General features: G+C 53.6%; 20 protein-coding genes. All 20 read right to left on the reverse strand.

Annotated elements, in window-relative coordinates; genetic code table 11:
- Nucleotides 1-3: 3 nt before the first annotated feature.
- On the reverse strand, nt 4-219 hold the full coding sequence (locus tag HY913_23260) for a hypothetical protein (GenBank protein MBI4966217.1): 216 nt from the start codon (nt 217-219) through the stop codon (nt 4-6).
- Between the two features lie 157 nt (nt 220-376).
- A complete protein-coding gene (locus tag HY913_23265; protein MBI4966218.1) occupies nt 377-1,288 on the reverse strand; it encodes a hypothetical protein in 912 nt (303 codons plus the stop codon).
- Nucleotides 1,289-1,467: 179 nt separating this feature from the next.
- A complete protein-coding gene (locus HY913_23270; GenBank protein MBI4966219.1) occupies nt 1,468-1,920 on the reverse strand; it encodes a type II toxin-antitoxin system MqsA family antitoxin in 453 nt (150 codons plus the stop codon).
- Nucleotides 1,910-2,230: a type II toxin-antitoxin system MqsR family toxin gene (locus HY913_23275; GenBank protein MBI4966220.1), complete on the reverse strand. Its 321-nt coding sequence runs from the start codon at nt 2,228-2,230 to the stop codon at nt 1,910-1,912. The genes HY913_23270 and HY913_23275 overlap by 11 nt, the downstream gene beginning before the upstream one ends.
- A 131-nt stretch (nt 2,231-2,361) precedes the next feature.
- A complete protein-coding gene (locus tag HY913_23280) occupies nt 2,362-2,577 on the reverse strand; it encodes a hypothetical protein (protein MBI4966221.1) in 216 nt (71 codons plus the stop codon).
- Between the two features lie 12 nt (nt 2,578-2,589).
- Nucleotides 2,590-2,766 (reverse strand): hypothetical protein, encoded by a 177-nt coding sequence (locus HY913_23285; GenBank protein MBI4966222.1) that lies wholly within the window; start codon nt 2,764-2,766, stop codon nt 2,590-2,592.
- The gene (locus tag HY913_23290; protein MBI4966223.1) at nt 2,744-2,938 is read right to left on the reverse strand and encodes a DUF2997 domain-containing protein; all 195 of its coding nucleotides are present in this window, start codon (nt 2,936-2,938) and stop codon (nt 2,744-2,746) included. The genes HY913_23285 and HY913_23290 overlap by 23 nt, the downstream gene beginning before the upstream one ends.
- Before the next feature lie 3 nt (nt 2,939-2,941).
- Nucleotides 2,942-3,349, reverse strand: coding sequence for a DUF1257 domain-containing protein (locus tag HY913_23295; GenBank protein MBI4966224.1), 408 nt, complete (start codon nt 3,347-3,349; stop codon nt 2,942-2,944).
- Between the two features lie 10 nt (nt 3,350-3,359).
- Nucleotides 3,360-3,575, reverse strand: coding sequence for a hypothetical protein (locus HY913_23300; GenBank protein MBI4966225.1), 216 nt, complete (start codon nt 3,573-3,575; stop codon nt 3,360-3,362).
- On the reverse strand, nt 3,572-4,984 hold the full coding sequence (locus tag HY913_23305) for an AAA family ATPase (protein MBI4966226.1): 1,413 nt from the start codon (nt 4,982-4,984) through the stop codon (nt 3,572-3,574). Before HY913_23305 ends, HY913_23300 begins: the two co-directional genes overlap by 4 nt.
- Before the next feature lie 275 nt (nt 4,985-5,259).
- Nucleotides 5,260-5,898: a nucleotidyltransferase gene (locus HY913_23310; protein MBI4966227.1), complete on the reverse strand. Its 639-nt coding sequence runs from the start codon at nt 5,896-5,898 to the stop codon at nt 5,260-5,262.
- Entirely contained in the window at nt 5,891-6,313 is a 423-nt protein-coding gene (locus tag HY913_23315; protein MBI4966228.1) for a helix-turn-helix transcriptional regulator, read from the reverse strand. The genes HY913_23310 and HY913_23315 overlap by 8 nt, the downstream gene beginning before the upstream one ends.
- 330 nt (nt 6,314-6,643) lie before the next feature.
- On the reverse strand, nt 6,644-7,033 hold the full coding sequence (locus tag HY913_23320; GenBank protein MBI4966229.1) for a HEPN domain-containing protein: 390 nt from the start codon (nt 7,031-7,033) through the stop codon (nt 6,644-6,646).
- On the reverse strand, nt 7,030-7,374 hold the full coding sequence (locus HY913_23325; GenBank protein MBI4966230.1) for a nucleotidyltransferase domain-containing protein: 345 nt from the start codon (nt 7,372-7,374) through the stop codon (nt 7,030-7,032). The genes HY913_23320 and HY913_23325 overlap by 4 nt, the downstream gene beginning before the upstream one ends.
- Nucleotides 7,375-7,485: 111 nt before the next feature.
- Entirely contained in the window at nt 7,486-7,956 is a 471-nt protein-coding gene (locus HY913_23330; GenBank protein ID MBI4966231.1) for a hypothetical protein, read from the reverse strand.
- Nucleotides 7,953-8,297 carry a nucleotidyltransferase domain-containing protein gene (locus HY913_23335; GenBank protein ID MBI4966232.1) on the reverse strand — a complete coding sequence of 115 codons (345 nt, stop codon included), beginning with the start codon at nt 8,295-8,297 and terminating at the stop codon, nt 7,953-7,955. Before HY913_23335 ends, HY913_23330 begins: the two co-directional genes overlap by 4 nt.
- A gap of 42 nt (nt 8,298-8,339) precedes the next feature.
- Nucleotides 8,340-8,765 (reverse strand): HEPN domain-containing protein, encoded by a 426-nt coding sequence (locus HY913_23340; GenBank protein MBI4966233.1) that lies wholly within the window; start codon nt 8,763-8,765, stop codon nt 8,340-8,342.
- Nucleotides 8,765-9,256: a nucleotidyltransferase domain-containing protein gene (locus HY913_23345; GenBank protein ID MBI4966234.1), complete on the reverse strand. Its 492-nt coding sequence runs from the start codon at nt 9,254-9,256 to the stop codon at nt 8,765-8,767. Before HY913_23345 ends, HY913_23340 begins: the two co-directional genes overlap by 1 nt.
- 151 nt (nt 9,257-9,407) lie before the next feature.
- Entirely contained in the window at nt 9,408-9,614 is a 207-nt protein-coding gene (locus tag HY913_23350) for a type II toxin-antitoxin system HicA family toxin (protein ID MBI4966235.1), read from the reverse strand.
- Nucleotides 9,611-10,249, reverse strand: a complete 639-nt coding sequence (locus HY913_23355) for a MerR family transcriptional regulator (GenBank protein MBI4966236.1) — start codon at nt 10,247-10,249, stop codon at nt 9,611-9,613. The genes HY913_23350 and HY913_23355 overlap by 4 nt, the downstream gene beginning before the upstream one ends.
- Nucleotides 10,250-11,182 lie beyond the last annotated feature (933 nt).

An 11,182-nucleotide genomic window follows, 5' to 3' on the forward strand; every position in this document is an offset into this window, starting at 1 on the left:
TATTTACCCTTGGGAATAAAAGGCCAGGAGTTCCTGACCCAGGAGTAGAGCCTCAGTGTCGGGGAGCACCACTACGTGACGCAGGCCGCCCTTGGGACCCAGGATGAACAAATCGGTCAGGCCGGTCCCGTATTTGACGATCTCAATGCCACCGTTCGTTGTGGTGCGCCGGCCGTTCGCCCCCTCATCTGCATTGAAGAAAACCGTTTTTCGCTCCATGAGCAGCCTCCTTATTCGCCCCGGATATAGGCGATCTGGGCATTCCGGCCCTGGTTGTTTATGGCCGCAGCCTCTTCTCCTTTGAGGTCGTGCACCAGTTCGTCCAGGTCTTCCTCGGACATAGCCATCAATTCTTCCCCGGTCATGACTGGCGCCCTCAGCTCAGATCAATCAACCGTTTGTAGTTGCCGGAAATGACACTCACATCGTCCAGCTTGCCGGCCACCACGGCCACCTGGTCTGTCATGCCCGCCAACTGCTGCTTCAATGCCTGGTTGTCTTTGAGCGCCTCGTAGTCGGTGCCGTTCAGGACTGAGCGCAGTCCGGTCAGGGCTTCTTCGACTTTAGTGTCGCCAAAGATATTGAGGTCTTTGAACCAATCCTCCACCCGGCGTACGCTCTCCAGGGTGTCGTTCCGTACGATCCGCCCTTCCTTCAGCCGACTGGAGAGATTGGTCACCACCTCCAGGACCTTCTTACGGAGATAGATCACCGCCTCTTCCACCATCTCCTCATACCTGCTCTGAAGTTCCTCCTTGGCCCGCTGGTAGGCCTCGATGACTTCCGGAGCGCTCCCTTCCTTGATCTCCGCGCCCTTGATGTCAAAGACACTCCAAAAAAAGTCGAACTTTCTCTTAAGCTGATTCTTGGTGGGATAGTGGGGCTGGAGCCGCGGCCAGATGTCCGGGTATTTCTCCCGCCATTGCTCCTGGATGGCCTCGTAGTGGGCCATGAACTCTTCGGCCCGGGCCAGGTACTCGGTCTTCAGCTCTTCCAACCGCTCCACCACCCGGGCCAGGTTCCGCTTGGGGATGGCGCGGACGTACTCCACCACAAAGGGGTAGGAATTGTCGTTAAGGTAATTCCGGGCCCGGCTGGTAAGCTGGGAGAAGAGTTGCCGCCATTCCTGGGGGTAGAGTTTTTTATTACCCAGGTAGAAAATCTCCGGGACCTCGCCGTCTTTGAGCCCCAGGTCCTCGGCGCTCAGTTTGGCCTGCCCCGGCCAGGAGCGCACCGCCAGCTGAATGGCCACCATTTCTTCAAAACCGTTACCGTTGCTTTTCATCATCTTCCCTCCTCTGAAAAAAGATAAAGGCCGGTCAATGCCGGCCTTATCAAGGGGGCCATCGCTCCCTCATCCCAAGTCAGGGCGCCGCCGCCCCGGGTTAGGTGAAAGAGTGCGGGTTTTACTTAAAAAGGGCTACTTTAGAATTTGCGCTACGCCTCCTATATGGAACCTTCCATGCATCAAGGGTGAGGCTCGGCCTGCGACGGGACAGAGGCCTGGTGCGCATCGTGCCGCCTCTTTAGAACCACTAATGTAGCGGGGTCATGATCGAGTAAAACTAAGGCGCTGCTGACCGCCCGGCTTGGCAACATATCCCCGCTTTCATATTTCTGGAAGGCACGGGGGCCACCGCCGATCAGCAACCCGGCACCCTCCTGGGAAAGACGAAGTTTCTTACGGATGCGCCGAATTTCCTCCGGCCCGAGCAGACCCTCGCTACGGGCCTTAAGCCGATTCAATATCCGGTCGGATACCCTCATATCCTTGCCGGTGTGAATGCTCTCCTCGCACTCGTCGCAATACCAGCCGGGCATTCCGAAAGTGATCGACTCTTCCTTATAGGTTAACGTCATGGGGCGCACGCCACGCTGCATCGGCGCACCCGTTTTCGGACAAACGGGATTAGTGGTCATCGTCTTTCTCCTTGAACGAGAGCAACAAAAACTTGGTTAAAACATCGGCGGTAAACTTGATATAAAGGACTCCAACCGCCGAGGGAACGTGATATACATCCTGCCAAAGCCGGTAGTCGGCATAGGCCGTCATGGACTTATAAAAATGCTCTCGTTGCATGGTCTGGATCGTTTCAACGATCTCTGTGCGCCCAAATCCCAGAGCAGCGGCGCTTCTTAGCGCGGTGCCGGTAACCGCCAACTTCTCCACGCTGCTAAACGCAGCCTTAAATGCCTTCAGGTCGTAGGTAGGTTGGCGCTTCTCGGTCATAATTTACACCCACATATTACACCTTTAAGGTGTAATGTCAAGTCGCTTTTTGAAGGATTCATCAAAACAGGAAGGCGATCATGAGTCCTATCCAGAGCGCCGCCGCCCCGGGCAGATGAAAGAAGAGGGTTTTACTTAAAGAGGGCTCCTTCGATTTCATCGACCCGCCCCGGATCCACGTCATCCACCCCTTGAAAGACATAAACCGGGTTACCCTCGAATTCCCTGATGCGCTCGTCGTCTCCGCCTTCGGTATCGAAATCCAACACCATGACCTCGACACCCTCCTGGTCGGCCATAATATGCTGAATCAAACCGCCTTCCATGGTGATGACTACTCGTGCCATTGCCTTACCTCCTTACCCGCACCACGGGTTGTGAATCAAGTTATCCATCTCCGGTATGGGGGACCCCAGGACCAGGAGAACCTTTTGAATTTCCGGCGTCCACCACCAGGAGGAGGCCTTGCCGTCTTCCGTGAAGACCAGGGTGTGCTCTTCCAAAACCTGCCCATTATCTTGCTTTGACCTTGCCATCTCTTTTGACCTCCGTTTGATAGAATTCCTGCTTCCTGGTGGAAGAAGTTTCCGCCCCCAGGGCGTCTTTTAAGAACTGCATCTCCTTGAAGCACGCCTGGCCTTTAAAACCCTTGCCCTCCAGGTCGACCTGGCCGTCTTCCCAAAATTCCAGAATGATCTCTGCGCTCATGGTTCACCTCCTGAGAACCAGCCGGATGCGGCCGTCATTCAGTTTCTTTTCGCTGACCCGGTACCCCTTCTTCTTGGCCTCGGCCCGGGCCTTCTCCACCCCGTAGGCCTGCTTTAGTTTCCCCATCCAGGCGTCGTCATATTTGTTATAGTTTTGGTCATACTCCGAGATCCAGACCCGGTACTTGCCGTCCACCTGCCGCTCGAACCCCAGGTCGTTGGCCGCCCGGCCCACGTGCTGCTGCCGGATGATGATGTGGGCTTTTTGCGCCCGCGCATCTCCCTGGTAGCCATAAAGAGGTTGGGCTTCCTGGTGGATCTCTACTTTGCCCTTGAAACCCAAACGATTCAGGGCGGCCACCAGGGCCGCCCCGTCATTGATCTCTATTTGCACCTCACTGTAATGGCTCATGATCGCTCCCCTAGTTTTCAACCGTCTTGCTGTTAAACCCGCCCAAGAGCTTGATCTCATTCATGAACCCCACCTCCAGGAGTTGAGCGAGGCACGCGCCCAGGTCCCCCCGAAAAAGGGCTTCAGCCCGTCTGATAATGATTTTCCATTGCCAGAGAGGGAGACTTATTTCGGCGTTAACAGTGGCAGGTTTTAGAGTTTCCTCATTGACGTTCACCAGCATCATAGCTCCACCCTCCTTGGCCCCCGGGCCTCTTCCGGGACTGCCCTGCTGGCTGGAATAGTCCGAAATTTCGCCCATTCCCGGAGCGCGTCCATCTGGGCTTTCTGGGACTTCGAAATAGGAATCACGAAACTAGCCGCTCCCTCCAGATGGAAACCGTTATATGCTGCTTCAATGGCCACCTGCCGGATCTCTGCGCCGCTGTAATCCTTCAGATCGGGGTATTCAATATCTGTGGGGACAACCTGAAATTGCTTTAGATAGATGTTAAGTATTTGCGCCTGTTCCCCGGGCCCCGGATTGTCCACGAAAAAGATAGCGTCCCACCGGCCCATCCGGGTGTACTCCGGGGGAAGTTTCGCATAGTCGTTGCAAGTGGCGATGACGAAGACCTCGCTGGCGTGATCATTCAACCAGGTTAAGAAAGTGCCGCCTACCCGTTGCGTGGTGCCGCCATCCGTGGCAGAGCCGCCTACCCCGGCCAGACCTTTTTCGATTTCGTCGATGAAGAGCACACAAGGCGCCATGGCATCCACCACTTTGAGCGCCTCCCGCATCTTGGCTTCGCTTTCCCCCACCAAAGACCCGAAGACCCGGCCCATGTCGAGCGATAACACCGGCCAGCCCACCTCATTCCCCAGAGCCTTGGCGAAGTGGCTCTTGCCGGTGCCGGGCACACCCAAGAGCAAAATGCCCCGGAAAGGCAGCCCGGGCTTCCGGTTCTGGAACCGGTTCAAGGTCCACTCCTTCAGGTTCTCCAGGCCGCCCAGGGAGGCAAAGGTCTCGGTGAACTGTGAGAACTGCAAGGCCGCGGATTTTTCCACCATCTGGGCCTTCAGGGTACAGATGGTATGGGGGTCGATTTTCTTCTGCCGCACCAGGGCCAGGGCCAGGGCGTTTTCGGCTTCCTCCCAGGTGAGCCCTTGGGCCGCGTCCAGGACTGCCCCTTCATCTTCTGGCTCGATCCCGGTGCTCTCAACCAAGCCTCCCAGGATGGTATTCAACTCATCCCGGGTAGGCAGAGGAAAGTCCAGCACCACCACCTCCCGCTCCAGTTCCAGGGGGAGCCTGGCCTCCGCGGAGACAATAACCAGGGTGATACCCTTGGTCTTGCACATCGGCAGGTTGTTCTGGAGGGCTTGGATCACCGGCGGCTCGTTCAGCCAGAAGTGATAGTTCCTCAAGAACCAAACCGCTTTCTCTTTGCCCCGGGCCGCGACATTGGGGAGATCAAAAGGGTCGGCCTCTTCCCACTCGGCCCCATTGCCCAACTCCCGGAAGCCTCTAACCACGTCCCATTGAAAGGGGGTGCGGCCATTGGCCTCATGGAGAGCAGCATTGATGAACCTTTCCGGCTCGTGCGTTCGCACCAGCAAGGCCGGGTACCCGGCCTTCAGATAGTCTTGAATCATGTTTCACCTCCAGGGAAAATAAAAAGCCGCCAGCAGGCGGCTCAAGTTAAGGTCCCGAGAAAAATTAACCAGTTAAACTCAAGTCTTTAGTTGCACCAATCGTTTAGATCTCCATGGATGGAAGATTCCGAAATGTGAATCGCTATCTTTGGTTTCCATCCAATCTACCACTCAAGCTATTAAATGAACCTCTTGGCTGATTTTTGGGTATGAAAACCTTCATTATCTCTGGGTGTTACAGACCCAGATGGGATATTCCCCAATTCCGGCGCTGATCACGAATTCCCATTTATAGGGTCGAAGTTATTAATTGTCGACCTCCCTTTCCTCCGCTTGCGGCGCTGAGAAAGCAATATTTCCAGATCATTGAGAATCTCCGGCATCTCCAGGGCCGCAGAGAATTCTCGCACCCAGCGCTTTACCCGCCGCAGGTTCAGCTTAGAGTGGGCTGCCAAAATTGCCTCGATATCTTCCAGGTCCCGGGCGCGGTGCGCCACCGCCTTCATAATAATCAAGTCCTCCGGAGTCGGCAGAGGGATTAGGATACCACCTATCTCCACCCAGAACGCCCGGGCCACGGCCTCTTTTTCGAACGGCAGGGATCCAAAGACAATATCGGCATCAATTCCGCTTTCCTCGTGACGCACCAAAAGGACCCGGGTCTCCTGGGCGAAGGCCAAAACATCGGCCCGACGGGGGACAAACCCATACCGGGCTCCCAAGTCCAGAAATTCGGCCCAGTGTCTTTCATCTAAAAGCACCACCACGTCCACGTCCCGGGTCAGCCTGGGGCGACCCAAAAGCGACGCGGCTACACCACCAATCAGCACCACCGCAACTTTTCGGGCCTTGAGCCAGGCCAGCAGATCGCGCAAAGCTGCCAGCAAGGGCGCCAGGTCCGACGCTTCAGACATGATTGCCCCTCCTTAGCCGAGCCCACTGGTCCCTGCCCTGGGACTCTTCTCCGGCTCGGGTCTCGGTCCAGCCGAGCTTCTCCGCTGAAGTCAAAAGCGCAGCTAACTGGCGAAATTTGTGGGCCACTTCCGTGGCGGCCAACTCTTGACTTTCTGCGGCATTGACGGCCTCCCATCTTTTCTTAAAAGCCCGGGCCTCTTCCCTGGTCAGGCGGCCAGCCGGGCCCTTGCCCAGAGCAGACTCCATTTCCAGGAGCCGCTTCAGGAGAAAGGGTTGAGGCCGGCGGCGGTCATTTTCCCATTGATTTACGGTGCTAAAGGTAACCCCCACCTTGTGGGCGAACTGTTCCTGAGTCAGCCCCAGCCGCGTCCGCAAGCGTCTGACTAATACCGGAATACTGATAGGATCCATCATCAAATCATGCCTTGAATATTTTAAATAATATATTATACGAAATAGCCAAGTTGTTTTCAGAAAATTTGTAATCAAAGGGTCCGCCTCTTCCCACTTAGCCCCAGTGCCCAGTTCCCGGAAACCCCTGACCACATCCCATTGATAAGGGGTCCGGCCATTGGCCTCCTTGAGGGCAGCATTGATGAACCGCTCCGGCTCGTGGGTGCGCACCAGCAAGGCCGGGTACCCGGCTGTCAGGCAGTCTTGAATCATATTCCGCCTCCTTTGAAATAAAAAAGCCGCCCACAGGTGGCTTAGGATTAGGGATGGAAGATAATTAGTCAGTTAAAATTAAGTGGTTTGTTTAAGCAACCGCTCGATCTCCGAGACAAAGGTCTGGCCTTCCTCCAGGGTTAAAACGGCGGTGGATTCAACAACTTCCCCAAAGAGGCCGTAATCTGCGGCCTCACGGACTCGCCGGGCGTTGAGGAACATCCGGTGAAATTTGGGGTCCATTCGCCTGGTCTTGGCGAAGTGGCGGCCCAACATGGAGGCCACCGCAGAGTGCTTCACCACCTCAATGCCATAGGCCCTAAGAAGAGCTTGGGCTGCATAAAACATGGCATAATACGCTTTACCCGCGGCATCGGGTAAGTCTCCCCCGGCCTGGAGCTTCCAGGCTACCTCCAACGCATGGTGTGCCTTGGCCAGGTAGGCCTCCACCTCCGGGAGGAGCTTCATAGGGCAATCCCTTCTTCGGCCACTTTCCGGTAAAATGAGAAGCCCTTCTCCCTATAAGCTGCGAAGCTGCCAGCATCAAAGACCTTAAGGGAAATAAGCGGGGTAAAATCGTGATCCCACATGACCTGATAGGCAGCCTCCTGGAGGGACTCCTCCAACTCCGGGGTGCAGTCCAGGACAATAGCCGCCACGTCCAGGTCCGACTCGGGGTCGGCCTTCCCCCAAACGCGGGAGCCATAAACGATCACGGTCTGAAGCCGGTCTCCCGCCACTTCTGCCAGTCGAAGCTTTAATAAATGGACAATATCCGGATCGAACAACATGTTTGAGCCTTTTTCCATTATTTGGAATTTCGCCAAAAACCGCAGAATTTCTACTTCGCCCCCTGTTTCCAACGGTCTCCTATGCCACCTCAGCAATCTCCCGGTAATGGCATGCCAAACCAGATCACCTCAAATTCTTAACAAATTATTATTAAGGAAATCTGTAAAATTATCCAAGTCTCGCTGAATGCTTTCCCAATCTTGAATGATTTTCTGTCTAAGCTGGGTCAGACGGTCAGCCGAGAGTTCATATTCATAGGCATGCCTAAATACATGCCGAAATCCTCTGAGCTCGTTCAAGATGGCATAACTCCGAGAGGTCAGGAGTGCCGGCCGAATTTGAGGAATCTCCCACTGCATTCTTTTCAGAAGCTCCCGGTGATAGCGCGAGGGATCTTCTATCTGATTCTCAAAAGTTTGAGCAACTTCCCGAAAGACATCCTCCAGGGCACAGTAAAGATTATGAAGCAAATAACCCAGGTGACTAATCTTCTCCCGGCTGTCAGGCTCAGTTACTTGAATATCCTTCAAAATCCTATGAATTAGATCTTTCTGGTTACCTAAAAACCCTAAGAGGATGGCCATAGGTTCTTTTTTCATAGGATTTTCAAGCTCCTTTCCTGGATTTCCTGCTTAAACCGGCACGATTCCAATTCGATGAGATCAACGTTTCTGTCAAGGAGGTCTTCTAACTGGACAAGGGTCTCAAAGTAGTCTTCCTCCAGCCCCTCCACGGCGATATCAAGATCCGAGAAGGGATAGTATTTCCCCTCCTGGAGGACGGAGCCGGTCAAATAAACTTTACTGACCCGCTTCCCGCGGAAATACTTTTTTAAGGCCTCGATGGCGTCGGCAAGTATCTGTTGCCGCAGAACTTCCCTTTGCCGGTATTTTTCCAGCAGGGCGGCTTCCCAGAGAAATAGGTCTGTAGATGGAGTCATCTTGATTCTCTTACCCAGGTATTAGCCTGATTTGGTGCTGGTCTATATCCTTGCAAAAAGTTGCCTAGCCAATTCAGCTGCCTCCTCAGCAAAGTCCAGGGCTTGGCTGGCTGAGACCTGGTCAAACAATTCCCAGGGGGTACGCCCGCCCGCCTCATCACCATAATCGCTTTGCACATGGATGTCTGGCCCTAAAAGTTCGGCACATTCTGCCAAGAGTGTCACTTGAGCTGAAATTTCCCCAGGGAATTCCCCTGCTGCCAATGCTTCCCGCAAGAGCAGGGCAGGATTGTGAGTCCGCCCCACCGGACCCAGCAGAGTCAAAACCGCTTTGGCAGCGTTTTCCACAGCTAATTGGCTATTATCCACGCAAGCACGCCACCGCCCCAGGTCAAAGTCTTGGCGTGCTTCTTCCAGAAATCCCAGAACCAAGCGCAAGCGGTATGATGCCTCCTCAGGAGCAGCCATCAATTCTCCCGCCATTTAAGGACCCAGGGTTGCTGAGGTTTTTGCCGCCATTTCCATACCTCCCCACCCGGAGATTTCTTGCGGTAGAGACCCATCTCCTCCATCAGGCGCCGCAGGGCCGCCAGCCGTTTGGCAGCATAACCTTGCGGGTCAAAAAGAATCCGTCCATCCTGGGCGATGTCCAAATAAAGGGAAGAGATATTGGCTTCAAATTCTGGCGGAGTTTTAGCTAATATTGAAACAGCGCCGCGATAAGCCGCAGGAAGGAAACGCTTTAAGAGAATATGTCTCTCCCAGTTATGGGGGGGCAAATCAGTGGCGATAATGAACAGATCCCAATCACTGCCCCGGCGAGCCTCGTCTCTGGCCCGAGACCCATAAAGGACCAAGGACACCAGGCGTTCTCCCAGTCCTTCCTTGAGGGCCGCCACTATTTGAGACAGGATACCTTTTTGGCCTTCCATGGTAGGTATTTCCTTATCAATTATCAATTTAACCTCCAGGTCCTTGCCTCAACATGCTGGTTCTGCCCCTAAGTAACCCTCTCTCCGGTATCAGGAATGCACATGTGCTCTACAACCCTGCCTTCGACAAGCCAGTGTACCAGAAACTCCTCAAAAAGAGGTGGAGAACAATCCGGCATTAGAGCAATTTCTTCAATTTGGCCTCAGTTATGCCCATTTGTTTGAGAATGGCGTTTAAGGTCCCCTTGGGAATGAAACCCCTTTGGATTGTGGTTATGCGACGCCCTGTTGCAAAGTCATAAACCAGGGTATGCTTGCCTCCTTCCTTAATCTCATAGCCAAGCTTCTTAGCCGCCCGGATTAATTGCTTTGAGGTGTAGCTCATACCGCCCGGGCTTTCTCTTTAGCGGCTTGTAATTCCTTCTCATGCTCAAGGCACAATTCCATGGCATCAATGACATTGTCCAGGGCCTCTTGCTCCGTTTCTCCATGGGAGATAGCTGCTGGTTCCTCCTGGCATTGCACCGTAAAGCCGCCGCTCTCCAGGTCCGGGGTCAACACTACGGTAAGGGTCCGGCCTTCCAGCATAATCTTTTCCTTCTTGGGGGTTGCCAGCTTTTTAAGCTCGCCCTGGAGTCCTTCAATGATTTCTCCCAAGGCCAGGGAAAAGACAAACTGGCCACCTTTGAGGGTGTCTAAAATCCTTTGGGGGTCCCGGTCCACCACAAAGATGGCTTCGCCGTCAGTTAAGAAACGCAGTTCGGCCAGAGGTTCCTTTTTCTCAGGGAAGTTCTTTCTCAGGTAGGCCAGGGCTTTCCTGATCTTTTGCAGGCTAATCCCTTCATCTTTGAGCCTCTTGGCCACCCTCAGGGCTACCAGGTCCTTAAAAGAATATCCCCGCCGGGTCCCCTTACCAGTTGCAGGGATAGAGGGCCTGACTACGCCGGATGTGGCCCAATGCTCCACCTGACGCCCCGATGCACCAGTTAAGGCCAATACCGCTTTCTTGCCAAAAATCATGATCTTGCCCTCCATATTTATAAATACACTAATGTATTTCTAATTATCATTATTGTGATTGTCAACAGTTTTTTCAATTAGACCCAAGAAAGAGAAAAGCTCCGATGATGATTTTTCACCGGGGCCAGATAATTTAGTCCCGCAAAATCCCTGCAGCCTCGGAAATGCAGTTATTCTGCTGACTTCGAGGGGGTCTTTGACAAAAGATGACTCCCGGGACCTTTTTGGCCCATTTCCCAGGAATAATTTAAAGGACAATTAAGATGAGATTTTCCCATAACTTTAGTCATTCCCAAATTTGAGCAAGGCGCTCAATGAGGTTCAGGAACCCGCCAACGCCCGAACCTCCTTGAGAGCCCATTGCTAAATTTTAAGGGTTCTCCTTCACGCTCCCCGATCCGGCTGCTACTTTCTTTTTTGAGTGTGCGTTCGCATTACTTGAGGGTGGCTTTGATGAACCGCTTGGGTTCATGGGTGCGCCCCAGCAAGACCGGGTATCCGGCTTTCAGGTAGTCTTGAATCATAGTTCACCTCCTTTGAAATCAAAAAGCCGCCTACAGCGGCTTCTCCATTTCTTCTCTGATTTTTTTAGAGTCTATAGTTCATTTAATAGGCGATGATATACTTCCGATTTCAGTCCCAAAACACGTAGAATTTTCTTCAGTAGCGGCCTGACGGTGACCTGGGATGAGAGCGGCAAGAACGTGATAATTCCCGATCATGGAGCGGAAGAAATTGCGGCTGTTCACATCTGAGCCACTGAAAGCCTGCCCCCTGGGCCACCTTTTTAATCTCCCGGTAGGAAACCAGGTGCCATTAATCCCAAAAAGGTGGCCGGGGTAACGATTTTGATCCCTTCAAATGTCTTGAGGTCGGTAAGGTGATGGTCGCCGGAAATGATAAAATCGGCCTGGCCTTCTAAGGCACATTCCA

Source organism: Desulfomonile tiedjei, from assembly GCA_016212925.1.
Taxonomy (GTDB): domain Bacteria; phylum Desulfobacterota; class Desulfomonilia; order Desulfomonilales; family Desulfomonilaceae; genus JACRDF01.

Bases quoted from the DNA above. Each gene is read 5' to 3' on its own strand.
- HY913_23270 (MBI4966219.1), bottom strand. From the start codon at position 1,920: ATGACCACTAATCCCGTTTGTCCGAAAACGGGTGCGCCGATGCAGCGT.
- HY913_23305 (MBI4966226.1), bottom strand. From the start codon at position 4,984: ATGATTCAAGACTATCTGAAGGCCGGGTACCCGGCCTTGCTGGTGCGA.
- HY913_23290 (MBI4966223.1), bottom strand. From the start codon at position 2,938: ATGAGCGCAGAGATCATTCTGGAATTTTGGGAAGACGGCCAGGTCGAC.
- HY913_23335 (MBI4966232.1), bottom strand. From the start codon at position 8,297: ATGACTCCATCTACAGACCTATTTCTCTGGGAAGCCGCCCTGCTGGAA.
- HY913_23265 (MBI4966218.1), bottom strand. From the start codon at position 1,288: ATGATGAAAAGCAACGGTAACGGTTTTGAAGAAATGGTGGCCATTCAG.
- HY913_23260 (MBI4966217.1), bottom strand. From the start codon at position 219: ATGGAGCGAAAAACGGTTTTCTTCAATGCAGATGAGGGGGCGAACGGC.
- HY913_23280 (MBI4966221.1), bottom strand. From the start codon at position 2,577: ATGGCACGAGTAGTCATCACCATGGAAGGCGGTTTGATTCAGCATATT.
- HY913_23325 (MBI4966230.1), bottom strand. From the start codon at position 7,374: ATGGAAAAAGGCTCAAACATGTTGTTCGATCCGGATATTGTCCATTTA.
- HY913_23340 (MBI4966233.1), bottom strand. From the start codon at position 8,765: ATGGCTGCTCCTGAGGAGGCATCATACCGCTTGCGCTTGGTTCTGGGA.
- HY913_23330 (MBI4966231.1), bottom strand. From the start codon at position 7,956: ATGAAAAAAGAACCTATGGCCATCCTCTTAGGGTTTTTAGGTAACCAG.
- HY913_23350 (MBI4966235.1), bottom strand. From the start codon at position 9,614: ATGAGCTACACCTCAAAGCAATTAATCCGGGCGGCTAAGAAGCTTGGC.
- HY913_23295 (MBI4966224.1), bottom strand. From the start codon at position 3,349: ATGAGCCATTACAGTGAGGTGCAAATAGAGATCAATGACGGGGCGGCC.
- HY913_23275 (MBI4966220.1), bottom strand. From the start codon at position 2,230: ATGACCGAGAAGCGCCAACCTACCTACGACCTGAAGGCATTTAAGGCT.
- HY913_23320 (MBI4966229.1), bottom strand. From the start codon at position 7,033: ATGAAGCTCCTCCCGGAGGTGGAGGCCTACCTGGCCAAGGCACACCAT.
- HY913_23315 (MBI4966228.1), bottom strand. From the start codon at position 6,313: ATGATGGATCCTATCAGTATTCCGGTATTAGTCAGACGCTTGCGGACG.
- HY913_23355 (MBI4966236.1), bottom strand. From the start codon at position 10,249: ATGATTTTTGGCAAGAAAGCGGTATTGGCCTTAACTGGTGCATCGGGG.
- HY913_23285 (MBI4966222.1), bottom strand. From the start codon at position 2,766: ATGGCAAGGTCAAAGCAAGATAATGGGCAGGTTTTGGAAGAGCACACC.
- HY913_23300 (MBI4966225.1), bottom strand. From the start codon at position 3,575: ATGATGCTGGTGAACGTCAATGAGGAAACTCTAAAACCTGCCACTGTT.
- HY913_23310 (MBI4966227.1), bottom strand. From the start codon at position 5,898: ATGTCTGAAGCGTCGGACCTGGCGCCCTTGCTGGCAGCTTTGCGCGAT.